21 protein-coding genes are annotated in these 25241 nt (G+C 70.9%); 8 read left to right on the top strand and 13 right to left on the bottom strand.

Annotated elements, in window-relative coordinates; all coding sequences use genetic code 11:
* Positions 1-145: 145 nt before the first annotated feature.
* The 4 genes from LRX76_RS05160 to LRX76_RS05145 all read right to left on the bottom strand — a co-directional run bounded on the left by LRX76_RS05160 (position 146) and on the right by LRX76_RS05145 (position 6188).
* The gene (locus LRX76_RS05160; RefSeq protein WP_231802796.1) at positions 146-1693 is read right to left on the bottom strand and encodes an EAL domain-containing protein; all 1548 of its coding nucleotides are present in this window, start codon (positions 1691-1693) and stop codon (positions 146-148) included.
* A 370-nt stretch (positions 1694-2063) separates the two neighbouring features.
* Complete coding sequence (locus LRX76_RS05155) at positions 2064-4238, bottom strand: TonB-dependent siderophore receptor (protein ID WP_231802794.1); 2175 nt, start codon at positions 4236-4238, stop codon at positions 2064-2066.
* 228 nt (positions 4239-4466) lie between these two features.
* Entirely contained in the window at positions 4467-5474 is a 1008-nt protein-coding gene (locus LRX76_RS05150) for an alpha/beta hydrolase (RefSeq protein WP_231802792.1), read from the bottom strand.
* Between the two features lie 252 nt (positions 5475-5726).
* Positions 5727-6188, bottom strand: coding sequence for a hypothetical protein (locus LRX76_RS05145; RefSeq protein WP_231802790.1), 462 nt, complete (start codon positions 6186-6188; stop codon positions 5727-5729).
* 213 nt (positions 6189-6401) lie between these two features.
* Between LRX76_RS05145 and LRX76_RS05140 the strand changes: the two genes are divergently transcribed.
* Positions 6402-6647, top strand: a complete 246-nt coding sequence (locus LRX76_RS05140) for a helix-turn-helix transcriptional regulator (protein ID WP_231802788.1) — start codon at positions 6402-6404, stop codon at positions 6645-6647.
* Positions 6648-7431: 784 nt separating this feature from the next.
* On the top strand, positions 7432-9681 hold the full coding sequence (locus LRX76_RS05135) for a TonB-dependent receptor (protein WP_231802786.1): 2250 nt from the start codon (positions 7432-7434) through the stop codon (positions 9679-9681).
* A 219-nt stretch (positions 9682-9900) separates the two neighbouring features.
* Here LRX76_RS05135 and LRX76_RS05130 read toward each other — a convergent pair whose 3' ends face one another.
* The 5 genes from LRX76_RS05130 to LRX76_RS05110 form a co-directional block, all read right to left on the bottom strand.
* Positions 9901-10845, bottom strand: coding sequence for a DUF3829 domain-containing protein (locus tag LRX76_RS05130; protein ID WP_231802785.1), 945 nt, complete (start codon positions 10843-10845; stop codon positions 9901-9903).
* Positions 10846-10969: 124 nt separating this feature from the next.
* Positions 10970-11788, bottom strand: a complete 819-nt coding sequence (locus tag LRX76_RS05125) for a DUF4349 domain-containing protein (protein ID WP_231802784.1) — start codon at positions 11786-11788, stop codon at positions 10970-10972.
* A gap of 65 nt (positions 11789-11853) precedes the next feature.
* A complete protein-coding gene (locus LRX76_RS05120; protein ID WP_231802782.1) occupies positions 11854-13308 on the bottom strand; it encodes a glycoside hydrolase family 5 protein in 1455 nt (484 codons plus the stop codon).
* Positions 13309-13498: 190 nt separating this feature from the next.
* Positions 13499-14341 carry an SAM-dependent methyltransferase gene (locus LRX76_RS05115; protein ID WP_231802780.1) on the bottom strand — a complete coding sequence of 281 codons (843 nt, stop codon included), beginning with the start codon at positions 14339-14341 and terminating at the stop codon, positions 13499-13501.
* A 254-nt stretch (positions 14342-14595) separates the two neighbouring features.
* Complete coding sequence (locus LRX76_RS05110; protein WP_231802778.1) at positions 14596-15264, bottom strand: protein N-lysine methyltransferase family protein; 669 nt, start codon at positions 15262-15264, stop codon at positions 14596-14598.
* Between the two features lie 451 nt (positions 15265-15715).
* Between LRX76_RS05110 and LRX76_RS05105 the strand changes: the two genes are divergently transcribed.
* Positions 15716-16633 carry a hypothetical protein gene (locus tag LRX76_RS05105; protein ID WP_231802776.1) on the top strand — a complete coding sequence of 306 codons (918 nt, stop codon included), beginning with the start codon at positions 15716-15718 and terminating at the stop codon, positions 16631-16633.
* 79 nt (positions 16634-16712) lie between these two features.
* Here the strand turns inward: LRX76_RS05105 and LRX76_RS05100 are convergent, their stop codons facing one another.
* Positions 16713-17012, bottom strand: a complete 300-nt coding sequence (locus LRX76_RS05100; RefSeq protein ID WP_231802774.1) for a hypothetical protein — start codon at positions 17010-17012, stop codon at positions 16713-16715.
* 158 nt (positions 17013-17170) lie between these two features.
* On the opposite strand from LRX76_RS05100, the gene LRX76_RS05095 reads away from it, so the two are divergent.
* The 3 genes from LRX76_RS05095 to LRX76_RS05085 all read left to right on the top strand — a co-directional run bounded on the left by LRX76_RS05095 (position 17171) and on the right by LRX76_RS05085 (position 19518).
* On the top strand, positions 17171-17725 hold the full coding sequence (locus LRX76_RS05095) for a DNA starvation/stationary phase protection protein (protein ID WP_231802772.1): 555 nt from the start codon (positions 17171-17173) through the stop codon (positions 17723-17725).
* Positions 17726-18000: 275 nt separating this feature from the next.
* The gene (locus tag LRX76_RS05090) at positions 18001-18912 is read left to right on the top strand and encodes a CorA family divalent cation transporter (protein ID WP_231802770.1); all 912 of its coding nucleotides are present in this window, start codon (positions 18001-18003) and stop codon (positions 18910-18912) included.
* A 102-nt stretch (positions 18913-19014) separates the two neighbouring features.
* The gene (locus LRX76_RS05085) at positions 19015-19518 is read left to right on the top strand and encodes a DUF6496 domain-containing protein (RefSeq protein ID WP_231802768.1); all 504 of its coding nucleotides are present in this window, start codon (positions 19015-19017) and stop codon (positions 19516-19518) included.
* Positions 19519-19766: 248 nt separating this feature from the next.
* Here LRX76_RS05085 and LRX76_RS05080 read toward each other — a convergent pair whose 3' ends face one another.
* On the bottom strand, positions 19767-20228 hold the full coding sequence (locus LRX76_RS05080) for a hypothetical protein (protein ID WP_231802766.1): 462 nt from the start codon (positions 20226-20228) through the stop codon (positions 19767-19769).
* A 152-nt stretch (positions 20229-20380) separates the two neighbouring features.
* Here LRX76_RS05080 and LRX76_RS05075 point away from each other — a divergent pair, with 152 nt between their 5' ends.
* Positions 20381-20902 carry an FUSC family protein gene (locus LRX76_RS05075; protein ID WP_231802764.1) on the top strand — a complete coding sequence of 174 codons (522 nt, stop codon included), beginning with the start codon at positions 20381-20383 and terminating at the stop codon, positions 20900-20902.
* Between the two features lie 184 nt (positions 20903-21086).
* Here LRX76_RS05075 and LRX76_RS05070 read toward each other — a convergent pair whose 3' ends face one another.
* Both LRX76_RS05070 and LRX76_RS05065 read right to left on the bottom strand, forming a co-directional pair.
* Positions 21087-22811 (bottom strand): M28 family metallopeptidase, encoded by a 1725-nt coding sequence (locus LRX76_RS05070; protein WP_231802762.1) that lies wholly within the window; start codon positions 22809-22811, stop codon positions 21087-21089.
* 267 nt (positions 22812-23078) lie between these two features.
* Entirely contained in the window at positions 23079-23738 is a 660-nt protein-coding gene (locus LRX76_RS05065) for a hypothetical protein (protein WP_231802760.1), read from the bottom strand.
* Positions 23739-23930: 192 nt separating this feature from the next.
* On the opposite strand from LRX76_RS05065, the gene LRX76_RS05060 reads away from it, so the two are divergent.
* Positions 23931-25154 carry a peptidoglycan DD-metalloendopeptidase family protein gene (locus LRX76_RS05060; protein ID WP_231803353.1) on the top strand — a complete coding sequence of 408 codons (1224 nt, stop codon included), beginning with the start codon at positions 23931-23933 and terminating at the stop codon, positions 25152-25154.
* Positions 25155-25241 lie beyond the last annotated feature (87 nt).

The following is a 25241-nucleotide window of genomic DNA, read 5'->3' as shown; positions in this document are numbered from 1 at the left end:
CAGCGCCGGATGAGGGCGCTTTTGCGGTGGCATTCCCATGCTCCAGACAGCCCCCATCCGCCCTTCGGGCACCCCCGCCTTCGCGGGGGCAGGCTCTTCCCCCGCAAGCGGGCGAAGGGAGCCGCCATGCCTGGGGAGGCCTGCCTTATGTCGCGTCGCGTCGCCCGGCGCCTACCGGGCCGATGCGCAGCATTTCCAGCGTGTTCGGGCCGCTGACCAGCGTATCGGCGCCCTGGCCCTCATGCACGCCGACGTCGAGCAGGAAATCGTGGTCGCGGCGGGCGATGCCATCGGCGCTGACCTTCAGTCCCAGGCCCTGGCTCAGGCCGACCAGCGCGCGCACCACCTTGGCGCTGGACTCCTGGTCCATGTGCTCGACCAGGCGGCGATCGATCTTGACCTTGTCGAAGTGGAACTCGCTCAGGTGATAGAGGTTGGAGTAGCCGGTGCCGAAGTGGTTCAGCGCGATGGCCACGCCGCGCGCCTGCAATGGCGCGATCAGCGCCTTGGCCGCGGCCAGGTCCTGCACCACCATGTCCTCGGCGACGTTCATCTGCAGTCGCCGCGGCGCCAGCCCGGTGCGGTCCAGCACCTGCAGGATGTCGGCGGCCAGCTGCGGGTTGTGCAGCTGGCCCGGCAGGACGTCGATGGCCAGGATCACCGTGTCGGGCCACTGCAGCGCGATGGTGCAGGCCTGCTGCCACAGCCGCAGCGCCAGCGCATGGATCAGCCCGGTCTCGGCGGCGATCGGCAGGAAGCGCTCCGGCGGCATCTGCTCGCCGTCCTCGCGGATCCACTGCGGCCTGGCATCGAAGCCGACCACCACGCCGCTGCGCAGGTCGCGCGAGGGCAGGAAGCACGGCTGGATGCGGTCGTGCGCGAGCGCCTGCTTCAACTCCTGTTCCACCTGCTCGCGCTCGCGGATCAACTGGTCCATCTCCTCCTCGAAGAAGCGGAACGCCGCGCGCCGCTCGGCCTTGGCGCGGTACAGCGCCACGTCGGCCTTGCGCAGCGCTTCCTCGGCGCTGTCCGCGTCCAGCGGCAGCAGCGCGATGCCGATGCCGGCGCTGAGGCTGTGGGCGACGCCGTTGACCTGGACCGGATCGCTCAGGCTCTGCAACAGCCGCAGCGCGATGTTCGACGCCGCTTCCGGGCCCAGCAGGTGGCGGGCGAGCACGACGAACTCGTCGCCGCCCAGTCGCGCGATCGACTCGTCGTCGCGCAGCGCCCGCCGCAGCCGCTGCGCGACGACCAGCAGCACGCCGTCGCCGGCGTCGTGCCCATAGACGTCGTTGACCTGCTTGAAGCCGTTGAGGTCGATCATCAGCACCGCGTGCACCGAGCCGGCGCGCGGCGGCGAGGCCGCCGCGACGTGCAGCGCCTCCTCGAACTCGCGCCGGTTGGGCAGGCCGGTCAGCGGATCCTGGTAGGCCAGTTCGCGGGCATGGCGCTCAGCCTGCTGCCGCCAGTGCGCCTCGCGCTTCTGCTCGCGGTAGCGGCGGATCGAGAAGACCAGCAGGCCCAGCAGCAGGATCGCGCCGAGCAGCAGCGCCTCGTCCAGCTCGACCGTCTGCTGCGCCGCGCTGACCCGGCCTTCGCTGACGAAGACGTCGTAGGCGAACACCAGGTAGGCCAGCACGGCCACGACGGCGGCGATGATGCCCAGATCGGTCAGGCTGGTGCGGTGTCGCACGAGGAAGCTCCAGAGAGGTCCGTGGGAAGGCGGCGCGCTGGTGGCCTGCGCCGCCGTCGGCATGCCGGGATCGTCTGTCGGCGTTGGGTGGGGTATCGGCATCGGCGGATCACGGCGCAGTGGCGGTATCGGCGACGACGCGTCCCGCGGGCCGGCAGGGATGGCGCCAGCGACCTATCTAGCACGATCACCGGCGGCGGCGGGTGAGGGCAACACGGGGCCGGCCGGGCTGCGCTCCTGCTTCACCCGGCTATTGCGGTACGGCTGCAGGTCGGAATGATCGCGCCGGCCTCCTCGGGGCGGTCGTGCCGGCACGCCGCCGTTGTTCGAAACCGAAGTGCCGGTCCGCCGGCATCGCCCCGGCCTGCGTTCAGTACGCGAAGCCCAGCCTGAAGCTCAATGTGCGCGGATCGCCCAGCGCCACGGCGCGGGCCAGGCCGCCGGCGTAGTAGTCGCGGTCGAACAGGTTGCGCACGTTCAGCGCGTAGTCCCAGCGGCCGTGGCGGTAGCCGACGCCGGCGTCGAACACGGTGTAGCCGGCCAGGGTGTAGCCATAGGCGTAGCGGGCGTCGGCGGTGCGCAGGCCGGCGCCGGCATACCAGCCGTCGCTGCCTGCGTGCGGGTCGTAGCGCAGCCACAGCGAGCCGCTGTTGCGCGGCACGTTGTTCAGGCGCTGGCCGACCGTCGAGCTGGGCTGGCCGCCGTCGTCGGTGATCGTCGCCTCGGTGTAGGCATAGCCGGCGTTGACGCTGAGGCCGTTGCCCAGGTCCGCGCTCAGGCTCAGTTCGCCGCCGCGGCTGCGCTGCTCGCCGATCGCGATGCTGTAGCCGTCGTTGTCCGGGTCGTCCTCCAGCACGTTGCGCCGGCGCAGGTCGTAGGCGGCCGCGGTGAGGGTCGCGGCGCCGCCGAGCAGGTCGAACTTCACCCCCAGTTCCCACTGCCGGCCCTGTTCCGGATCGAACGGACGGCCCTGCACGTCGGTGCCGGTGTTGGGGTAGAACGAGCTCGCGTAGCTGAGGTAGGGGCGGACCGAGGGGACGATCTCGTACATCAGCGCCGCCGAGCCGGTGGTGGCGCTGTCCTTGGTACGGGTCCCGACCGCGGTCAGGTTGTTGCGCGAGGTGACCTCGCTGCGGTCGTGGCGCAGGCCGAGCAGCAGCTGCCAGTCGCCGGCGATGCGGATCTGGTCGCGGGCGTACAGCCCCGCCGAGCGCACCACGCTGCGGCTGTCGGTGCTGCGGACGTCCGAGCAGCTGACGCCGCCGTAGACCGGCGCGTACAGGTTCAGTGCGCCGACGCTGCAGCGGTTGGTCTGGGTCGACTCGCGGGTCCTGAACGCGTCCACGCCCACGGTCAGGCTGTGCTGTAACGCGCCGTTGTCGAAGTGCCGGCTCAGGTAGGTGTCCTGCACCCAGGTGCCGCCGCGCCAGTGCTGGTGCTGGGCGGTGCGGCTCACCGTGGTGCCGTCGCTGCCGACGCCGTTGTTGGCGACCAGTTCGCCCTCGACGTCGTACTCCTGCCAGCGCAGGCCGTGGTGCAGGTTCCAGCCGTTGCCGAAGCGATGGTCGAGCTGGTAGCCGACGCGGGTCTGCTCGGCGTCGTAGGGCTGCTGGTCGAGCTCGCCGGTGAACAGGCTGCGGCGCAGCCTGCCGTTGGCGTTGGGATAGATCGAGCCTTCCAGCGGCAGCCCCTGCTGGCGGATGTAGCGGCGCTGCTGGTGGCTGGCGAGCACGACGAAATCGGTGTCCGGGCCGAACTCCAGCGAGAGCGATGGCGCGATCCAGCGTTCGCGCGACCACACGTGGTCGGTGGCGTCGTCGCTGTTCATCGCCAGCGCGTTGACGCGCAGCGCCGCCTTGCCGCCGGCCAGCGGCTGGTTGACGTCCAGCGTGCCCTGGCGCAGGCCGTAGCTGCCGGCGCCGAGTTCGCCGCGCACGAACGCCGCGGCCTGCGGGCGCTTGCTGACCATGTTGACCAGCCCGCCCGGCAGCACCTGCCCGTACAGCAGCGAGGCCGGGCCCTTGAACACCTCCATCTGCTGCAGGCCGGACACCTGCTCGGCGACGCGGTTGGAGGCGGCGGTGCGCAGCCCGTCCAGGAACAGCGAGTCGGAGGCGGTCTGGCCGCGGATGATCAGGTCGTCCCAGCCGCGCCGGCCGAAGGTGCCGCCGACCACGCCGGCCGAGTTCTGCAGTGCCTCGTTGACGCTGCGCACCTGCTGGCTGTCGAGCAGGCCGCGGGTCAGCACGTCGATCGACATCGGGGTCAGCGCCAGCGGTACGTCGGACTTGCTGACGGCGGCCGGGCCGGCGGCCTGGAATGCCCGTGGGTCGTTGTCGGCATGGACCTGCACGGCCGAAAGATCGGTGACCGCGTTCGCGCCGGTGGTGGCCGGGCCGCGGGCGTGGTCCCTGGCATGGCCGTGGCGGTGCGGGGGGAGGGCGTCGGCGGCGGGATCGGCCGCCGAAGCGTATCCGGTCTCTGCGGCGAAGGCGGGGGAGGTCAGGCAGGCGAGGCAGCAGCAGAAAAGCAGGGTGCGGGGCATGAAGCGGACCGATGCGGGCGAAAGCGCGCCATTCTATTGAGAATGAATATCGATTGCATCAGTTGGCGCACCGGCCGCACCGCTGGGTGACGCCGGGCCGGAAATGGCCGGACTCCGCGCCAGGGCGCGCTGCCTCGCAGGCAGGGGACACCGGCCGGATTGCTGCCGTCCGGCCTGCGCGATGCAAGGCCGTGGGCGGTACAGCGGAGATCCGGCCGGCGTTGCGACCTACTCCGTGGCCGTCGCGCGGCGCGCCGCCCGCAGGAAACGCTGCCGGAAGTCGCGCGACAGCGCGCACGGGATGAGCAGGTCGAACGCGTGGTACGCGCCCTGCACCTCGACCAGTTCGCATGGGACATCCGCCGCGCGCAGGCGGGCGGCATAGGTGATGTCTTCCTCGTAGAACAAGTCCAGCGTGCCCACGCCGATCCATGCCGGCGGCAGGCCGCTCAGGTCCTCGCGCCGCGCCGGCGCCGCGTAGTCCGGTGCCTCCTCCACGCGGGGCGCGCGGCCCAGGTAGCTGGTCCAGGCGAACAGGTTGGACCCCGGTGTCCAGCCGATCTGCCCGCGATCGTGCGCCGCCGGGCGCAGGGCGGTGCGGTCGTCGAGCATGGGGTAGATGAGGATCTGCAGGACAGGCAGCCGTTCGCCCTCGTCGAGCAGGCGCTGGCACAGGCCGGCGGTCAGCCCGCCACCGGCGCTCTCGCCGGCGACGACGATCCGCTGCGGGTCGACGTCCAGTTCGCCCGCGTTCTCCAGCAGCCAGCGATAGCCGGTGTGGACATCGTCCAGCGGCGTGGGGAACGGATGCTCGGGAGCCAGCCGGTACTCGGTCGACACGACGACCATGCCGAGGTCGCGGGCATAGCCGGAGATCCACTCCTGCGAGCCGGGCACGGAGCCGCCGATCATCCCGCCGCCATGCGTGTGCAGCATGACCGGGCCGCCGCGCCGGGCCGCTGCCGGGCGGTAGACGTGGAGCGTGATCTGGGCGCCGTCGGGCGTGGCGATGCTGCGGGTTTCGACGGACACTCCTTCCACGCACCTTGCTTGCCTTCTCGAAAGCGCACGCACCGCGTGCAGCATGATCGGTCCGACGTCCGGGGTGCGGATCCGGGTGGCGGCCACCCGCAACTCGGGCGCGATGCGGTCGCGGGCACGGGTGCGATTCAAGTAGGCCCACGCCCCCGCCGCGGCCGCCAGGGCCAGGATCGTGCCGGTCTTCATGCGGGACATGGCGATTCCTCCAGGACGTTGCATGGCGTGCACGGCGCGGCGGACCTGGCGGGTTGCCTCAGGTGCCGTGCCGGCCGTGCGTGCATTCAGCATAGGAAAGCCGGGACCATCGCGCCGTGAAAACGAGGGCGCCGGCCTTGCATGCGTGTCGCCGCGACGGGGCGGACGTGCAGGCTCCGGGCCTTCGTGTCCATGCGCGGCGGCGGTGGTGGTCCGTTCGGCGTTCCGGCTGGCAGCCGGCCGCGCGAACCGTCAGCGCGGCTCGGCTACCGCCTGCGACGGCGTCGTGCGCTGCCAGGCCTGCGCCACCCGCGCCGCCACTTCGCGATGATCGCGGTAGTAGCCGGCGTTGTCGGCCAGCGATTGCCAGCGCTCGTGATCGACCAGCGCGCGCAGCAGGTGATGGCACAGCCGCTGCAGCAGCTCGCGCGACGGTGGCGGGCCGCCCACCGCCACGCTGCCGTCCAGCAGCTCCAGCAGGCAGCGCAGGCGTTCCAGGCAATCCTCGGATTCGCGCCTGGCCGCCCGTTCCAGCATGTGCAGCCGCTCCTGCGCGAATCCGGCGATGCCGCTGTCTGCGTCCTGGTCCTTCAAGTTGTCCAGCAGCAGGCCGATGAGTGTGTCCAGCGCCCCGTTCTCCTGCTCCGGAGCAGGTGCGTTCCCCAGTTCGGACAGCGTTCGCGCGACGAACTGGCGCAACTCTGGCTGGCTCACGGCTCTTCCTCGGGGCTGGGAACGGCTTTGGTCGGGACGACAGCGGCGGACCCGCACCCAGAGCCTGCCGCAGCTGGGGAGACGCGGACGACCTTGGGGGAGCAAGGTGCTGGCGTGTGTGGATGCGGATCCGCCACGGGGCAATTTATCTGATTTATAGATATATGAAAAGCAGATATAGGGTCGCTGCGGCATCCTGAGATCCATGCCGTCATGTCCGCCAAGTCGATCCACAAGGCCGAGTATCAAGTGCTGCAGCGGCTGCTGCGTGGGATCCGCAAACGGGCGGGCCTGACCCAGGCCCAGCTGAGCGTTGCCCTGGACCGCCCGCAGTCCTACGTCAGCGACGTGGAGCGCGGCTCGCGGCGGATGGACCTGCTGCAGCTGCGCGAGTTCTGCCGTGCCTGCGGCCAGGACCTGACCGAGTTCGTGCGCGGATTCGAGGCGGAGCTGCGCTGATACCCCTGGCAGCGGCGAGCGCGTCCGCTTCCCCGGCGAGCACGCGTGCAGCCGATGCGCAGCGCCGGGACCGGCGCCGGGTCATGGCTGCGGCCGGCGCTGCAGCTGCTGCCGTCACGCGCTGTGCGCCCGCCGCAGAGCGGGACGCACAGGGGCGGTCTTCGCGTTGACGAAGGCGGAGGGGACCGGCGTCGATGGCGGCGGCCGACGTGGATGCGGGTGCGGGCGTGCGCCGGTTCGGGATCCGCATGGCGGATGCCCGGATCGAGGGCCTGGAACGGTGCCGACGCGCGGCGCGCGGGTCTTCGCCGATCGATGGCGAAGGCCGGGAACACGAGCCTCCCTTTCCTGCGGTGGCTTGCCGACCAGTGGCGACGACGGCTCGGCCGGCGTGCCCGGCAGGCGCGGCTGGACCGCAGTGCCGGGCGGTCTTGGATGGATCCGGCATCCCTCTCGTCATCGACCGGGCTCGCGGCCCGGGCCGTGCCGATCCTCACGCATGGTTCGAAGAATCTCTGCGCCGAGGTGAAGCGCGTCGTCGTCCCCGCGGCGCATGGCGGCGCACCGGCGATGCCCGCCACGTCGTCGTCCGGGCCTTGCCGGGGCGGGGCGGGGCGACCGATTGTTGCAGGGTTGGCAAAGTATCACTGAAATAATATAACATCCCGTCGGCCGGCTCTTCCGGCACTTCCCCATCCGTGTCCCGAATGCCCGCGCTTGCCGCGACATCCGGGATCGGCCGTCGATTGATACACAGTAACAATAACGCCTCGGTACCCATCCCATGCCAGCCTTCCGTTCCCTGCCGCGCACCCCTCTCTGCCTGGCCCTGGTGGCCGCCCTTTCCGCCCCCTCGCTCGCACTCGCCGCGGACGCGGCCAGCGGCCAGCACGATTCCCGTCACCAGGTCGGCGCCACCGGCCGCCACGTCAAGGACCTCGACGCCGTCATCGTCACCGCGAACCCGCTGCGCGGAACCGCCGAGGAACTGGGCCGCCCGGTCGAGGTGCTGGCCGGCGAGCAGCTGGACGAACAGAAGTCCGGCACCCTGGGCGACACCGTCGCCCGGCTGCCCGGCGTGCAGAGCACCTACTTCGGCCCCGGCGTCGGCCGTCCGATCATCCGCGGCCAGGAAGGCCCGCGCGTGGCGGTGCTGGCCAACGGCATCGGCAACCTGGACGCCTCCACCGTCAGCGCCGACCATGCGCCCGGCATCGAACCGTTCCTGGCCGACCAGATCGAGGTGCTCAAGGGGCCGGCCACGCTGCTGTTCGGCAGCGGTGCCATCGGCGGCGCGGTCAACGTGGTCGACGGCCGCATCGCCCGCGAACTGCCCGAGCGCCCGCTCAGCGGCCGCGCCGAACTGCGCGGCAACACGGTCGACGACGAGCGCAGCGGCATGTTCCGCCTCGATGGCGTCAGCGGCGACTGGGTGCTGCATGTCGACGGCCTGGTCCGCAATGGCGACGACTACCGGATCCCCGGCTATGCCCTGGCCGCGGGAGTGGACGAAGAGGACCACGACCATGACCACGATCATGATCATGATCATGACCACGACGAGGAAGGCGGCGAAGAAGTCGCGCGGCGCGGCCGCCTGGACAACAGCTCCACCCGTACCCGTGCCGGCGCCGTGGGCGCCACCTGGCTGGGCGAGGGCGGCTACTTCGGACTGTCCGCCAGCACCTACCGCAGCAACTACGGCATCCCCAACGGCGCCCATGTGCACGCCGAGGACGACCACGACGATCACGACCATGACCACGCCGAGGAGGAGGGCGAGGAGCACCAGGTCCGCATCGACATGGTGCAGAACCGCTTCGACCTGCAGGCCGGCATCCACGATCCGCTGTCGTTCCTGAAGAACGTCAACCTGCGTGCGGCCTATACCGACTACGAGCACACCGAGCTGGAAGACGGCATGCCATCGACCCGCTTCAGCAACCGCGGCATCGAGGGCCGTCTTGAGGCCGTGCAGCAGGAACTGGCCGGCTGGAACGGCGCCTTCGGCCTGCAGTTCGGCAGCACCGACTTCGGCGCCAGCGGCGAGGAAGCCTTCGTGCCCGATACCGGCACCGAGACCCTGGGGCTGTTCGTGCTGCAGCAGAAGCAGTTCGGCCCGTTCAAGCTGGAACTCGGCGGCCGCCACGACCGGGTGAAGCTGGACCCGAGCGGCGACTACCGGCGCCGCGACTTCGGCGCCACCAACCTGTCGGCGGCCGGCATCTGGACGCTCAACGAGAGCGTCGACCTGCGCTTCGGCCTGGACAGTTCCGAGCGCGCGCCGACCAACGAGGAGCTGTACGCCGGCGGCGCGCACATCGCCACCCGCTCGCTGGAGATCGGCGATGCCAACCTGAAGACCGAGCGTGGCCAGCGCGCCGAACTGGGCATCCACACCCACGGCGAACACCTGGATTTCTCGGCCTCGGTCTACTACACCCGGTTCAAGGACTTCATCTACCTGGCCGACACCGGCGTGGTCGAGGACGGCCTGCCGGTGCGCGCCTGGACCCAGCACGATGCCACCTTCAAGGGCGCCGAGGCCGAGGCCCTGGTGCACCTGTTCGAGGGCGCGAGTGGCGACTGGGACCTGCGCGTGTTCGGCGACTACGTCAAGGCGGAACTGGACGGCAACGGCAGCCGCCAGGTCGATATCGCGGTGCCGCACGGCAACCACGCCCACCACTACAGCGTCGCCCTGGCCAACGGCGGCTACCTGCCGCGGACCGCGCCGGCGCGGGTGGGCGCGGACCTGCGCTGGTCGCGCGACGGCTGGCGCGCCTCGCTCGGCGCGGTGCGCTACGGCCGCCAGAAGGACGTCGCCCAGAACGAGGCGCCGAGCCCGGGCTACACCCTGGTCGATGCCCACTTTGCCTATCGCTGGGATCGCAGTGCCAGCAACAGCTACGAGGTGTTCCTCGATGGCCGCAACCTGACCGACCGCGAGGCGCGGCCGCACACCTCGCTTCTGCGCGACTACGCGCCGCTGCCGGGCCGCGGCATCGCCTTCGGAATCCGCGCCTACTTCTGACCCGGCCAGGGACCGGGGGAGCCCGGATGCCCGTCGTAGGAGCGACTTCAGTCGCGATGAGGCCTTACCGGTAGAGCTTCATCGCGACTGAAGTCGCTCCTACAGTCGCTCCTACAGTCGCTTCTGCGGTCGCTCGTACACGCGGCTGTTCGGCCGACAGCCGGGCCTAGCGGCCAGGCAAGGCCGCCGGCAACGGCAAGGCACTGAAACGCAGGATGCCTACAGCCGGTTGTTCGAGTCGATCATGGCGTTGTAGTCGTTCACCATCGAGCCGATCTTTTCGGGTTCGCCGGAGCTGCGCAGGTCGCTGTAGTTGCTCAGCAGGCTGCGGGCGTTGAACAGGATCTGCCCGTGGGTGCCGTAGGAAGCCTTCTCCGACGCCCGTTTCTTCTCGATCTCCCGGTCCAGCGCCGCGATGGCTTCAAGCAGCTGCGGCTTGACCGCATCGGCCTCCGCGAAGGCCTCGCCCGTGTCCGCGTGGACCGCGGCGATCGATGCTTCCAGCAGGTCCTGGGACAGCATCAGCACGTGCCGGGTGGCGTAGGGGAGCGGGTCGGGCAGCGCCCTCAGCTCGGCCAGCTGCTGCTCGTTGCGTGCACGCTCGGCTTCGCTCAGGGCCGCGTTCAATGCCTCGAACCGGTGCATCGCATCGGTGAAGGCGGCGCGGATCTGCGGGTCCAGCTTCCTGGCCAGGGCGAGGTCGTCGTCGCGGTAGGCCTTGGTGCCGTAGTAGTTCTCGTGCTCGCCATGCAGCTGCGCCAGTGTCTGCAGCGAGGCGATCAACGGGTCGGCCGCGTCATCGAGCTGCCGGTAGGCGTCCGATTCAATCGCGCGCGCCTCGACCAGGTCCTGCAGCGGCCTGTCCATGTTCGCCCACGGGAAATAGACGGTGGAATCGCGGCCGGCCGAGGCGAGGTCCAACTGCAGGTACTGGTGGGCGTTGCTGACCAGGCTGTGCTCCTGCGCCAGCCCGTTGTAGCCCTGCACGTAGAGGCTGAGCTTCTCGTCGGCCTTGCGGTGTGCGTCGTCCTGCGCCTGCTGCGCCGGTACGGCAGCGCCGTCGTGGCCGTTGCCGGCGGTCTTGCCGCAGGCTGCCAGGCCCAGCAGCGCGGACAGGGCCAGCAGGACGGTGGTGCTTCGTAGGGTGTTGCGTCGATGTTCCATTTCAGGATGTTCCAAGGTAGTGAGCGGGAGGCAGGCCGCGGCCGTGCGGACGGCAGCGGGCGCGCGTGCCGGGACTAATCCGGCACGCACCGGGGCGCGGGCGATCGCGGCCGGCCGCCTGTCCTCAGCGGCTTGAGCGGCGCCGCCGCCACAGCGCGCGCAGCAGCGCCAGTGCGGCCGCCAGCACGATCGCCACCGGCACCAGCCAGGCGACGGCGCGGATCACCATGGCGACGCTGCCGGCGAAGATCCTGCCGCTCTCGGCGAAGGCCTGGCCGATCTCGCCACGCCCGCGTTCGCCGTCGGTCGCTCGGTAGTCGATGGCCACCTTCTGCGTGTCGATGCGGCGGTGCTGCTGCGCGGAGTCGCGCCGGGCCTGCTCGGCAGCCGCCTCGATCTCGGCCAGGCGTTGCGAGATCGCCAGCAGGTCGGCCACCGCCAGGCCTTGGCGCTGCTGGTATTCCAGCAGCCGCGCGTGTTCCTTCTGCAGGCGTTCCTGGGTAATGCGGGTGTCGGCGACCTCCTGCGCGAGGTCCTCCGCGTGGGTGCTGCGCGCGGCGATTTCTCCGCCCTCGCCGGCCAGCCCCAGGATCGGCTCCACGCCGGCCGGAGCTATGCGCACGACGATGCCACCGCCGGCGTAGCGGCCTGCCTGCTGCGACGCCGACAGCACCGCGCAGTCGCCGAAACGGCCCTGCAGGCAGGCCTGCTGTACCGCCGCGATGCGCGCGGGAATGGCGTCGCCGGGCATGCGCACCTGCACCTCGGTCTCGTAGGCGAGGAAGCTGCCTTCCGGCGCCTGCAATGCAGCGGGTGCCGCCGGCGGTGCGGCAGCGGCGGCATCCTCTCCGCTGCCGTGCCGGCTGCAGCCGGCGACGGCCAACAGGGCCGAAAGGATCAAGGCGACGCGCACGCGGGGACTCGGCAGGGATTCGGCGCGCATCGTAGCATCGGGCCGGGCGCGCCTGCGTCCGGCCGACTGTCGCAGGTAGCGGATCCGCCGCCGCTTCAACGCGCCGCGCAGAAGCCGAACTCGGCGGTCGCACCCGGCGCCAGCGTGCGGTTCCAGTCCACGCCCGAAGCGCTGAGCGTGCTGCCGCTCTGCGACCAGGTCGCGTTCCACAGGTTGCTGACCGTGCCGCTGATCGACAGCGTGACCGACCATGCCGCGGCGGCGCTGCCGGCGTTGGTGACCCGGACGCGGTTGCAGTAGCCGGCGCCCCAGTCGCTGTCGGTGACCACCTGGGTGGCGAAGTCGCCGCCGGGTGCGGGCTGCTCGGGTTCCGGCTCCGGCTCCGGTTCCGGCTCGGGTTCGGGTTCGGGTTCGGGTTCCGGGGCGCTGCCGTCCTCGTCGCCCCACAGCGTCTTCAGCAGGTACACCTTGTCCTCGCGCACCTGGTTCCAGTCGTCCATCAGGATGCCGCCGGTGTCGCCGCTGTTGGGATTCCAGGACCAGTAGAAGCCGCCGCGGATGCCCTTGCCGATCAGGTAGTCCACCAGCGATTCCTGCCATTGCACGTCGCGCGGATCGCCCTCGCCGTACTTGCCGCCGAACTCGCCCAGCAGCACCGCGTGGCCGGCCTGCACGAACTGGCCGAAGTGGCGCTCCCAGATCGCCGGCATGTTGGCCGGGAAGCCGGGGTCGTTGAAGTAGGACTGCACGTAGACGTCCGGGCCGTAGGTGTGCGGCGCCAGCAGCAGGCGGTCGGCGGGGATGTCCAGCGGCGTGCAGGCCAGCGGCTCCAGGTTGCTGCCCCAGAAGTGCCCGCCGCTGCTGGAGCAGACCGGGTTCTCGGCGATGCCTTCCACCGCGATCAGCCAGTCCGGCGCTTCCTGCAGCACCGCGGCGGCGGCGCGCTCGGCGGCCGTGTTCCAGTCGGTGGCGGGATTGCCGGTGCCCCAGGTGGCGGCGCCGTGCGGCTCGTTCTTCAGGTCCAGCCCGACCACGCCCGGCACGCCCGCGTAACGGCGGGCGACGAAGCGCAGGTCGGCGATCCACTGGCTCTCGCTGTAGGCATCGGTGTACCAGAGCTCGGATATCGACGCGCAGTCGGGGGTGTGGTGGTCGAGCAGCACGTACATGCCGCGGTCGCTCAGTTCGCCGACCACCTTGTCCAGGATCTGCAGCGCGCTCAAGCCCTGCAGGTCGGGGTTGCGGTAGTAGTCGATGCTGTCGGGCACGGTGCCGTCGCTCAGGCTGGCCGGGCAGAACGGCAGGCGTACGGCATTGAAGCCGAGCTGCTGCATCTGCGTGATCATGTCCTTCCAGTTGCGCGCCCACAGGCCGTGCACGACATGGTTGCCGGTCTCGAAGCCGAACCAGTTCACCCCGCGCAGTTGCACGGCGTTGCCCTGGTCGTCGACGACCTGGCCGTCGCTGATCGCGTAGCCGAAGGCGGTGGACGAGGTGAGGGCCAGGGCGAGGCCGAGCGCCAACGGGCGCAGATGCTTGCGAATCGACATGACAGACTCTCCTTATCGGTCGGTGGATGTGCAGCGAAGGACATCTTCGGCGACCGATTGCGGCATTGTCGTGACCGCGGCCGCAGAAATCGCGGCGCGGGAGCGATGTCGCCGGACATGGATGGGCGAAGGCGTGCGGGGAACCGCGACCATGCGACCTCGCGCCGCACCTGCGGCCTGCATGCCGGCGTCAGCGGCGCGTCGCCAGCACCCCGTCCAGTGCCGGTTGCGCCTTGAATCCTGCCTTCTCCAGCCGCTTCTCCACTTCGCGCGGAACGTTGCGGCCGCTGGTCAGCTTGTTGGGGCTGCCGGTGTAGTGGAACAGGCGGCCGCCGCGGCGCAGGACGCGCGCGAGCTGGTCGTAGAACGCCTGCGAGTACAGCTCGCCGGCGATGCCGAAGCGCGGCGGGTCATGCAGGATCGCATCGACCGAGGCGTCGGCGATCCGCGCGATCGCCTGCGACACGTCGTCGTGCTCGAGCTGCAGGCGGCCGTCGGCATCGTCGTCGTCCGGGTCCGGCGACCAGGGGTTGAGCGTGCGCAGCCACAGCACGTCGGCATTCTTCTCGAACGAATGGATGCGCGCCACGCCGGCTTCCAGGCAGCAGGCGGCGAAGTAGCCCAGGCCGCCACAGGTATCGAGCAAGGCCTTGCCGCGCGGTTCCACCAGCGCGACCTTGCGGCGCGCGTCCTCCAGCGGCGACACCCGCGCGGTCGGCAGCATCTTGATGCCGTCGATCTCGAAGGTCGGCGCACCCCATTCGGTCGGCACCAGCTTGATCAGCGCGCCGGAGAAGCGCGATGCCGGCGCGAACGCCTCGCCGTCCCAGTGGTAGATCGTGCGCGGCTTGAGCTTGTGCGGATACGGATAGTCATGGCCGTCCAGGTGCCAGCTGTCGGCGGCGAGGCGGGCGGTGGCGCTCGATCGCCCGAGATCGAACGAGACCGTCCATTGCCCAGCCCCCGCCTTGCGGGCGGCGAGCAGGGCCTCGGCGACGGGCAGTATCAGCAGCGGACCGGTGTAATGGCTCATGTCGATGCGTATTGTCTTTCATCGTGCCGCTGTCGGCACCTGTGCGATCCGTCGGTGTGCCGCGCGCGTGGAGTTGCAGTGGATTTCCCCAGGATCGTCCGGGCAGCGGGCGTCGCCGCCGTCCGCGTGTCGCGGTATCTCGCCGGCCCGATCCGCCGCCTCGCATGCGCCGGCATTGCCTGCCGCCCGGTGCCGGCGAATCGCCCGTGCGCACTGCAGGAAGCGATGTGCCGCGTTAGCCGGCGTCGCCGGCTTCAGGTGCGTGCATCGCCGGCCGCCGTGCGGCGGTACACCAGCAGCCGCGGCGACTTGTTGCCGCCTTGTGCGGCCGAGCGGCCGTCGGTCTCCAGCACGAAGCCGATGCCGCCCAGCAGGCGCGACAGCGCGTTGCCGTTGCCGCGGCCGGGGTCGCTGATCACGATCTCGCAGGCCGGCGCCGCCAGCAGCGGCACCAGCGTGGCGAGCATCGCGGCGTGGCGGCTCTCGTACAGCACGTCGGAGGCGATGATCATGTCGAACCGGCCCATTTCGCGCGGGGCCGCCTCCCAGTCCAGCTGGCGATACGGGACCGAGTCGAGCGCGTTGAGCGCGGCGTTGTAGGCCAGGAACACTTCGGCCAGCGGATGATGGTCGCTGGCCACGATGTCGGCGCCGCGCCCGCGCAGCACCAGGCTGGCCAGGCCCAGGCCGCAGCCCAACTCGAGGATGCGCTTGCCGGCGATGTCGTAGCCGGCCATGGCCTCGGCCAGCCGCTGGCCCGCCGGCCATACCTGGCCGAACAGGCTCCATTGCGCCGAGGAGATGCCGGCGTCGGCCGCGGTCAGGTCCGGGTCGGCGTACTGCTGGGTGTCGGCCAGGGCGCGGATGGCGTAGGTACGCGAGCCGAAGGTGAGTTGGTGGATCTGGGTGCGGTAGCCCGGCATGGTCGCTTCCGGAATGCGCCGGGACGATGCCGGCGGCAGGAGAAAGGCAAGCGAAACGGCGACGGGGGCGGCCGGACGAGACGCACGAAGGATCGTGGAGCCCGTGCATGCTACGGGAAAGCCGAGCAAGCCATCGTCGTGGTCGCGGTGGCCGGCGGCGTGGCGGCGGACCGGTGGCAGGCCCGGCCGCAAGCCGGCCTCGCCGGGCCAGGGCTGCAATGCCCGCGCTTGCGCCGGGATGGGGGCACGTCGAGCCCATCGAGCCCGGTGCAGCCTGGCGCGTGAGTCCGCGGCGTTGTCGAAGGCGCGTTCGCGGAAACCGCGAAAGCGGGAAGGAACGCCGGCGTTCCGCCGCCGGGGAACCCGGGTACGCTTCCATGGTCTGTGCACTGCGGGCCGTGCGGCGAATGGCGTACAGGCGGCCGCCAAGAGACCAGGAGCGACAAGGATCGTGAAGCAGGTTTTCCGGGAGGACGTCATCCCGCGCGTAGTGGCGCTTGCCGTCGCGGCGGCGATCCTGCTGCTGACGTGGAAGGTGCTGGTGCAGCGGCCGGACCGCTCGGCCTTGCATGCCGCCGACCGGATGCGGCTCTCGTTCCTCGAGCGGCAGGCGCCGCCTCCCGGCGAACGGGAGCCGCCGCCGGTTGCCGGCGCACAGGCGCGTTCCGCCCGCGCATCGCTTCCGCCGTTGCCCGACCCGGCCGGCAGCGCCTCACCGGCAGCGGCGGCGCAGCCCGCGCCCGGCCGCCTGCGGCTGGAGCTGGGGGCGTTGCCCTCCACTGCGGCTGCGCCAGGCGCTGCCGCGGGTGGGGCCGCCGCCGGCGAGCCGGGTTCGCAAGGCCGGGCAGGAGCACTGCTGGAACGGCCCAACCCGGTGGAGTACCGCGAAACCGTCTTCGACAGGAAGCGCCCGCGAGGCCAGAGCAGGAAGGAGCAGTGGCTCTACGGCAGGGACATCCAGCCGGCCGAGGCGCGGCCGCCGCCGGATGTCGCCTTCGACCCGTCACGGCATGGCCGCGATGCCGACCTGGGCCGCGAATCCACCGGCGATGCCTACAAGGCCGCGCCGATTGCGTGGGAACCGGCGCCGGGCCTGCAGGGCGAGGCCAGCAGGCGCATCCGTACCGCCACCCGGGAGCTGGAGCGGCGCCATGCGCGCTGCGACAGGGCGCTGCTGCAGCGCCTGGCCGGGCCGGTACTGGTGCACCTGGCCGACCTGGAGCGGGTGGAAGCGGCGATGGCCAGCGGTCCCGACCCGGTGCAGGCCGAGCACCTGCTGCCGCGCATGGCCGACAGCGCCTACGACCAGGCCCGGCGCGCGCTGTGGCATGCCGAGCAAGAACTCGCCGCCTGCGCCTCGCGGCAATGAGGGGCGCAGGCAATGCAGTGGCCGGCCACCGGACCGGACCTCGTGAGAGCGGGTCGCAACGGAATGAAGCGGCGGGGCGTTACGAGCGCTTTTCTTCCGGCACGTCGCTGCGGGCGATCTGGTAGAGCCTTTCCGCCACGGAGCCGGGCTTCAGGCTCACCGAGGGGCGCGGGATCGGCGTGATGACATTGCCGTCGCAGATGTTCATGCATTGCGTCAGCAGGGTTCCGCAGAGGGTTATGCCGCGGCCGGCATCCAGGCAGGCGTGCGCCTTGACCATGCACTCGTCGTAGCAGGCTTCGTTGTCGGCCATTGCCGGCGATGCGGCAAGCGCGGCCAGGGCGGACAGTCCCAGGGACAAAACGTGGCGTTTCTTCATGGTCGTCTCCAGCGGTGGGTACAGGGGTCGGCGTTGCGCAGGCCGGCCTGCGCAACGTACCACGCCGGCCGTGTCTTCTACCTGTCTTTCACGGTGTTCCTGCGAAAATTCACCGGGTCGAGGGGAGGGGGACCGTTTCTACAAGAGGCACCACCGTCATGAACATGACCAAGCTTTCCACCAAGGCCGAGAAGGACGCGCGCCGGCTGCAGGATTCGCCGCTGGCCACGCCCACCGATCTGCACCCGGACGCCACCCGCGACATTGCCGCCGCGATGAACCCGATCCTGGCGGACGTGTTCGCGCTGTACCTGAAGACCAAGAATTTCCACTGGCATCTCAGCGGTCCGCATTTCCGCGACTACCACCTGATGCTGGACGAGCACGGCGACCAGCTGTTCGCCATGACCGATGCGATCGCCGAGCGCGTGCGCAAGGTAGGCGGGCAGACGCTGCGCTCGATCGGCGAGATCTCGCGCCTGCAGCGCGTGCTGGACAACGATGCCGACTATGTCGAGCCGTCGGACATGCTGGCCGAGCTGCGCGAGGACAACAAGGCATTGGCCGAACGCCTGCGCGAGGCGCACGGCGTGTGCGACGACCATCGCGACATCGCCACCGCCAGCCTGATCGAGAACTGGATCGACGAGACCGAGCGCAGGACCTGGTTCCTGTTCGAGTCCAGCCGTCGTTCCGACGCCAGCGGCCATTGACCCGTTGACGGTTCCGCCGATCAACCTAGCGGCGACGAGGGGCCGGTGCCGGGAACATCCGGCGCCGGCCCCTCTGCGTTGGGCGGGGTGGGCGGCGCCGTGGTGCACCTGCGCGCGGTTCGCCGACGGATTGCCGCCGGGTGCGGCCGAAGCGGTGCCGATGGGGCCTCGCCGATGAGCGGCGGACGACGCAAACGGCGGGCGACGCGTCCGGTTGACGGCGTCCCCGCGGTCGTCGGATGCTCGTCCTCCTTCGAGCCGGGCACGCTACCGCGATGATCACTATCCATTCGCTGTCGACCGCCACCCAGCCGGGGGGCAGCTGGGTGGACCTGTGCCAGCCCAATCCCGAGGACCTCGAGAAGGCCGCCCACGAGGTCGGCTTCGAGATTCCCGACCGCGCCAGGATCAGCGAGATCGAGTTCAGCAGCCGCGTGCGCAGCGTCGGCGACGTGCTGTTCCTGAACCTGCCGCGCTTCCAGGAGGGCGAGACCTCGGTGGCGCCGCTCGGCTTCGCGCTGTCGCCCACCGCGCTGGTGACGCAGCGCGAGCATCCGCTGGCATCGCTGGAGACCATCGAGCACGACATCGGCCATCACCCGTGCCAGGGTTCGGTGGACCTGTTCCTGCGCATCGTCGAGCACATCGTCGACCGCCTCGCCGACCGCCTGGAATCATTGGAAGCCGAGGTCACCGACACCACCCGCGACAGCTTCGACGACAGGCAGCGACTGCGCGATCGCGAGAACGCGCTGCGGCGGGTGGGCAACATCGGCCGCCGGCTGGGGGCGATCCACAACACCGTGCTTGGCCTGCTGCGCATCGTCACCTACCTGACCGAGGCCGCGCCGGCCTGGTTCGGCGAAGCCGCGCCGCAGCGGTTGAAGCTGATCCACAAGGACCTGTTGTCGCTGAGCGAGTTCGAGCAGCAGCTGGGCGATCGCCTGGAGTTCCTGCTCGACAGCGTGCTGGGCCTGATCAACACCGACCAGAACGAGGTGATGAAGGTGATGGCGGTGGCCTCGGTGGTGGGGGTGCCGCCCACGGTGCTGGTCGGGATCTGGGGCATGAACTTCGCCTACATGCCGGAACTGGCCTGGCACCCGGGTTACTTCGTGGCGCTGGGAGCGGTCGCGCTGAGCATGGCGCTGCCGCTGCTGTGGTTCCGGCGGCGGCACTGGATCTAGCGAAGAGCCGGTTGCCCGGTCGTGCCCGCCGCGCGATTGCATCGGTGCCGGGGGCGGCGTAGAACGCATCCGTAGTCGCCGGATCCGTCAGGAGATGCAGTCATGCCATTGCAGAAGGCTCTCGAACGCGCGCGCAAGGACGAACGCGAAGGCAAGTCGGCCAGCACCCAGGCCGGCGAGTTCGTCCGCGAGGAAATCGACAACGTCCGTGCCGGCAAGAGCGGTGCGCGCTCGGTGAAGCAGGCGATCGCCATCGGCCTGTCGGAGGCGCGCCGGGCCGGCGTGGACCTGCCGCCGCCGCGCAAGGGCGCCGCCTCGCCCGCCACCCGCGTCAAGGCGCGCAAGGACCTGGAGGCCGGCAAGGAGAAGCCCGCCGCCAAACCGTCGCCCAAGCGCTCCGCCGCCACCCGCAAGGCGCTCGAGCGCGAAGGCAATGCGGCGATCACCGGGCAGGCGCTGTCGCGGCAGGCCAGGTCCGCGGCCGCCAAGCGCACGCCCGCGCAGCGCAGCGCGGCCGCGCGCAAGGCCGCGGCCACCAAGGGCCCGGAGGGACGCTCGCAGGCCGCGAAGAAGGCCGCGCGGACGCGGGCCCGCGGGAAGGACTGAGCGGGAACGGGGAAACGGCCGTCATCGCCCCGCGGCCGCGACCTGGGCGACGACCGCGGGGCCCGGGCAAGCGCGGCATGGCCGGGCGCCGGTCATTCCGATGCGGTCGCTGCCTTGTCCCGGAGCCACGGGTTCCCGGCCTTGTCGCGACGTCGACGCGAGCGCCCCGAGGGCTGCTGCGAGCAGCGGCGCGGGAGTCGCCCTGCCGAGCCATGAGATGAGCCTTGCAGGAAACGTAGCGCCGGATTTCAGCGCGCTTCCACCCGCAACGAGAAGAAGCCGGCGTGATGCATGATCTCCCGCAGCAACACCAGCGCGGCGGCGAAGTCCTGGTCCTCCGGCAAGCCTTCCCAGCGCGCCGGCCGGCCGGCGGCCACGCGCGCCAGGCGCTCGAACACGCGCTCCACGGCGTCGATGTCGATCACGACCGGCCGATCCGGGAGCGCGCCCGCGGCCTCGGCGATGGCCTGGCACGCGGCATCGCCGCTGGCCAGCGAGGATGCCCCCAGCTGGCGGATCCGCGCGACATGCGGCATCAACGCGTCCTCGACGCAGGCGATGGCATGCTCCAGTGCGGACTCGCGCGGCGGGAAGCCCGCAAGCTCGCCGCCAAGCCGGTGCAGCCCCAGCGGCACCGTCACCGCCGCCCCCGGTATCTGAGGTGCCGAGAAGCGGGTGTCCTCGGCACCGATGTGCAGGTTCACGCTCATGCGCCGATGCTAACCGGTGGGCCGGATGCCCGATGTCGATGCGGGGCTGCGGGTGGGATATTCGTCATGAGGTTTGAGCTGCATCAATGGACAGATTGTCGCGGGGGAGCAAACTGCTCCGGGTCGCAGCCAGGAACAGCAAGAGTCTAGTCATGAGCGCAGTACCGTCGGACAGGGAGCAGGCCATCCGCTCCGTCGTATTCGTGGCGCGTTGCGCCATCGCCGCGGCACTGGCCTACGAGGCGGCGCGCGCCATCGGCCTGGCCTTCCCGGTGTGGGCCTCGATCTCGGCGCTGATCGTGTCGCAGGAACGCCTGCACGAGACCCGCATCTCGCTCTACGACCGCATCCGCGGGACGCTGCTGGGCGTGGCGATTTCGCTGGCGGTCAGCCTGGCGACGACGCCGTTCTCGCTTTCCCTGTCCATGCAGCTGATGCTGTCGGTGGCGATCTGCGCGGCGATCGCGCGCGCCAGCCATGGCCTGCGCGTATGCATGTGGACCTGCCCCATCGTCCTGCTCAGCGGCCAGATGCTCGGCGAGACGGTGCTGGAGGCGGGGCTGTCGCGGGCGCTGGAGATCGTGATCGGGTGCCTGGTCGGTGCGGCCGTGCACCTGCTGGCGGAATTCCTGGTGACGCGGCTGCTGCCGCATCTGCAGCCGCACCGGCAGTAGGTCGCGTCCGCCATCGGCCGGCCGCGACCTGGCCGGGGTAGGGCGAAGCGCAGCCGGGACGATCGCGCGCTTCGCCGGCCTTGGCCACGGCCGTCCTCCTGTTCCGGTCCGGCGCGAACCGCGCAAGGGACGACGGCGCCCCGCGGCGCCGTCGTCCCCACCATCGATGCGCCGATCGCGGCGATCACTGCGCCGGCGTGGCGCCGTCCTTGCCCAGCATGCGGTCGCGCGCGGCCTTGAACGGATTGCCCTCGTACCAGTTGGGCCAGGCGTCGCCGCCGGCCAGTTGCTTGCCCACCTCGTACAGGGCCTGCAAATCCTCGACGTTGCCGTCCAGCTTCCAGCGCGCCGGGTCGTACTCGTCGGCCGGCGAGTGGTAGCGCTTGGCGTAGTCGTCGCTGGCGCGCTTGCCGGCGGCGCGGCCGCCCTCGCGCAGGTCCTCGCCGCCATCGGCATACAGCGCCGGCACGCCGGCCTTGGCGAAGTTGAAGTGGTCCGAGCGGAAGTAGGAGCCGTTCTGCGGGTTCGATTCGCCATGCAGCGTGCGCCCCTGCAGCGCCGCGACCGGCTTGAGGATGTCCTCCAGCTCCGAGTTGCCGTAACCGACCACGGTGAAGTCGCGGGCGCGCCCGGCCACCGACATGGCGTCGATGTTGATGACGCCGGCGATCTTCTCCAGCGGGAAGGTCGGATGGGCGACGTAGTACTGCGAGCCGAGCAGGCCGGACTCCTCCAGTGTCACCGCCAGGAACACCACCGAGCGTTCCGGCCTGGGATCCTGTGCGGCGAAGGCACCGGCGATCTCGAGGATGCCGGCCACGCCGGTGGCGTTGTCCACCGCGCCGTTGTAGATGTTGTCGCCCGGCTCGCCCTCGTGCTTGCCCAGGTGGTCCCAGTGCGCCATGTACAGCACCGCCTCGTCGGCGCGGCCGCTGCCCGGCAGCACGCCGACCACGTTGCGCGACTTCTTCTCGGCGATGCTGCTCTTGAGGTCGACCGAGAAGCGCGCCTTCAGCGGCACCGGCTTGAAGCCGCGCCGGCTGGCGTCCTTGTAGGCCTGGTCCAGGCCCAGGCCGGCATCGGCGAACAGCTTGCGCGCGGCGTCGGCCGACAGCCAGCCCTGCACCGGCAGCCGCGGTGCCGGGTCGTCGGCGGCCGGCAGGTCGTACTGCGGGCCCGACCAGGAATTCTTCACCACGTCCCAGCCATAGCTGGCGCCGGGGGTGTCGTGGACGATCAGCGCGGCCGCCGCGCCCTTGCGCGCGGCTTCCTCGAACTTGTAGGTCCAGCGGCCGTAGTAGGTCATCCGCTTGCCTTCGAACAGCGACTCGTCGTGGGTGTGGAAGCCGGGGTCGTTGACGAACATGACCACCGTCTTGCCCTTCCAGTCCTGGCCGGCGTAGTCGTTCCACTTCTGCTCGGGCGCGTCCACGCCGTAGCCGACGAACACCAGTTCGCTGCCGTCCAGCTTCACCTCGGGCTGGCCGCTGCGGGTGCCGACCACGATGTCGGTGCCGAACGCCAGCTCGCGGCTGGTGCCGTCGGCCAGCGCCAGCCGCGGCGCGGTGGCCGCGTCGGCGGTGGTCTCCACCATCGGCACGTCCTGGAACCAGCTGTCGCCGTTGCCGGGCTGCAGGCCGATGCGCTGCATCTGGTCGCGGATGTATTCCACCGTCCTGTCCTCGCCGGGCGTGCCGGGGCCGCGGCCCTCGAAGGCGTCGGAAGACAGCGTCTTCACCAGCTCGCCGAAGTCGGCCTCGTTGATGGCGTCGGCGAAGGCGTGGCCGGGGGCCGCGGGAGCCTGGGTGGCGGCAGGCGCCGGGGATTCGACCTCGGGACCGGCGGCTTCGCGCTTGCACGCGCTCAGCGCCACCACCACGGTCAGGCACAGCATCAGCTTGCGGGACATCGGGGAGTCTCGGTTCGGCGGAACCCCGATTCTAGGGCCTGTCGTCGATAACCGAGCAGCTCGCGCCGTTCCTGCGCGTGGCCGGGGCAGGCAGGACGGCCCGGATGTGCAGCCATGCCCCGGCGATGACGCAGTCCCGCACGCGCACGGGAACGGCGCCTGGGTTGGACCCGCAGGCCCGACGCGGGCTACCCGGGAGCGGGTGACAGGTCTTGCGCGATCGTGCCGGCGGACCGCATGCGCAGGCCCTGCGCGGCCGCCCGGCGATCAGTCCTGCGGCGCGGTGTCGGTGCTGAACGACTGCGCGGTGGCGCCGGAGACCGGGCCGATCCGGGCCGAGGTGTGCACGTAGAGCACCACCTCGCGCTGGAACTCCAGCGGCCCGTCGACGACGGCATTGGGGCCGATGACGATGCGCGGCTTGCGGGCCGGCCGCATCGACAGGTTGAAGCTGGGCTTGTTGACGCGGATGCCGCCGCCCACGTGCGAGCCCACGCCCACGGTGATGTCGCCGTTGACCGTCTCGATGCGCTTGTCCAGCCGCGTCGCGACCAGGCCGATGCCGCCGTTGACCGTCTCGATGCTGCCGGCCACCTGGCTGCCGCGGTCGAAGAACACGCTGCCGTTGACGGTCTCCACGTCGCCGGCCACCGTGACCTGCTGGCCGGCACGGATGCCGCCGTTGACGGTGGACAGGCTGCGCGCGCTGGCGTGGCTGGCGAGGGTGATGCCGCCATTGACGGTCTCCACCCCGCCGACCTGGGCGCGTTCGCCGACGCTGATGCCGCCGTTGACCGTATCCAGGCTGCCGTACTGGCGGCCGGCCTCGGCGGTGATGCCGCCGTTGACCTTGCTGATGTCCTGCGCGGCCAGCGCCGGCGTGGACAGGCACAGCAGGAGCAGGACGGTGGTAGGGGCGAGTTTCATGGCTTGCCTCGCGGTCGCGGATGCGTGATGGATGGGCCGGCGAGAATGACAGCATGCTTGGCTACAATCCGCATCTGTCTTAAGTCACTGGAAGTCGCCTTGTCCCATTCCGTTCATGGTCCGCTCCACCGCCGGGCGCCGACGCCTGCGACCGCGCGGCCCGGCCGGTGGCGGCGGATGCTGGCCACCGGCATGGCGCTGGTGCTGCTGGCCGGGGGACAGGTCGCGCTGGTGCAGGGCGCATCCGCCCAGAACCCGCGCGAGGCCGAGCAGCGGCTGCAGAAGGTGCGCGGCGAGCTCAAGGGCATCGTCCAGGAGCGGCGGCGCATCGAGGGCCAGCGCGGCGATGCCTCGCGCAGGCTGCGCGAGGCCGACGAGAAGGTCGCCCGCAGCAGCCGCGCGCTGGCCGAGACCGTGCAGTCGCTGGAGAGCGAGAACCGCGCGCTGGCCGAGCTGCAGGAACGGCGGCAGCGGCTGCAGCAGGGGCTGGACGAGCAGCGCAGGACCCTGGCCGCGCTGCTGCGCGCGGCCTACGCGGTCGGCGACAACGCACCGCTGAAGCTGCTGCTGTCGCAGGACAGGGTGGCCGACGCCAACCGGGTGCTGGCCTACCACCGCTACGTGCAGCGCGAACGGGCGCGCTCGATCAACACGCTCACCGGCGACCTGCAGCAGCTGCGCGAGGTGGAAGAGCAGATCGTGGCGCGCCGCGAGGCGCTGCAGCAGGCGCACGCGCAGCAGAAGTCGCTGGTGGACGAGCTGGCGCGCGACCGCCAGCAGCGCGCCAGGACCGTCGCCGACCTCGACCAGCGCTACCAGGATCGCAGCGAGCGCGAGAAGGCGCTGGGCCAGGATGCGCGCTCGCTCGAGCGGTTGCTCGCCAACCTGCGTGCGGCCGCCGCGCGTGCCGAGGCCGAGCGCCGCGCCGCCGCCAGGCGCGCGGCCGCCGAGCAGGCCGCGCAGGCCAAGTCCGGCGCCCCGCGCGGCGGCACGCGCACGCCGCCGAAGGTGGTGGCCAACGCGCCGGCGCCGAAGGTCGGTGGCCTGGGCTGGCCGCTGTCGGGCAACCTGCTGGCGCGCTACGGCGGCAAGCTGCCCGACGGCCGTACCGCCAACGGCGTGCTGATCGGTGCGCCGGCCGGCAGCACCGTCACCGCCGTGGCCGACGGTACCGTGGTGTTCTCGGACTGGATGACCGGCTACGGCATGATCCTGATCGTCGACCACGGCAACGGCTACATGAGCCTGTACGCGCACAACGATTCGCTGCTGCGCGACGCCGGCGACCGCGTCAAGCGCGGCGATGCGGTGGCCAAGGTCGGCAACTCCGGCGGGCAGGGCGTCACCGCGCTGTACTTCGAGCTGCGCCGCAACGGCCAGCCGGTCGATCCGTCGGCGTGGCTGCAGCGCCGCTGAGGCCGCCGCCGCCAGCGCCGGCGGCGTGCCGCGCGCACGGTTCAACGCGGATTTAGCGGCGCTTCGCGCATAATCGCCAGGCCGCGC

It is taken from the genome of Stenotrophomonas sp. MMGLT7 (assembly GCF_021168555.1).
GTDB lineage: Bacteria > Pseudomonadota > Gammaproteobacteria > Xanthomonadales > Xanthomonadaceae > MMGLT7.
This window is presented reverse-complemented; position numbering and strand designations above follow the sequence as displayed.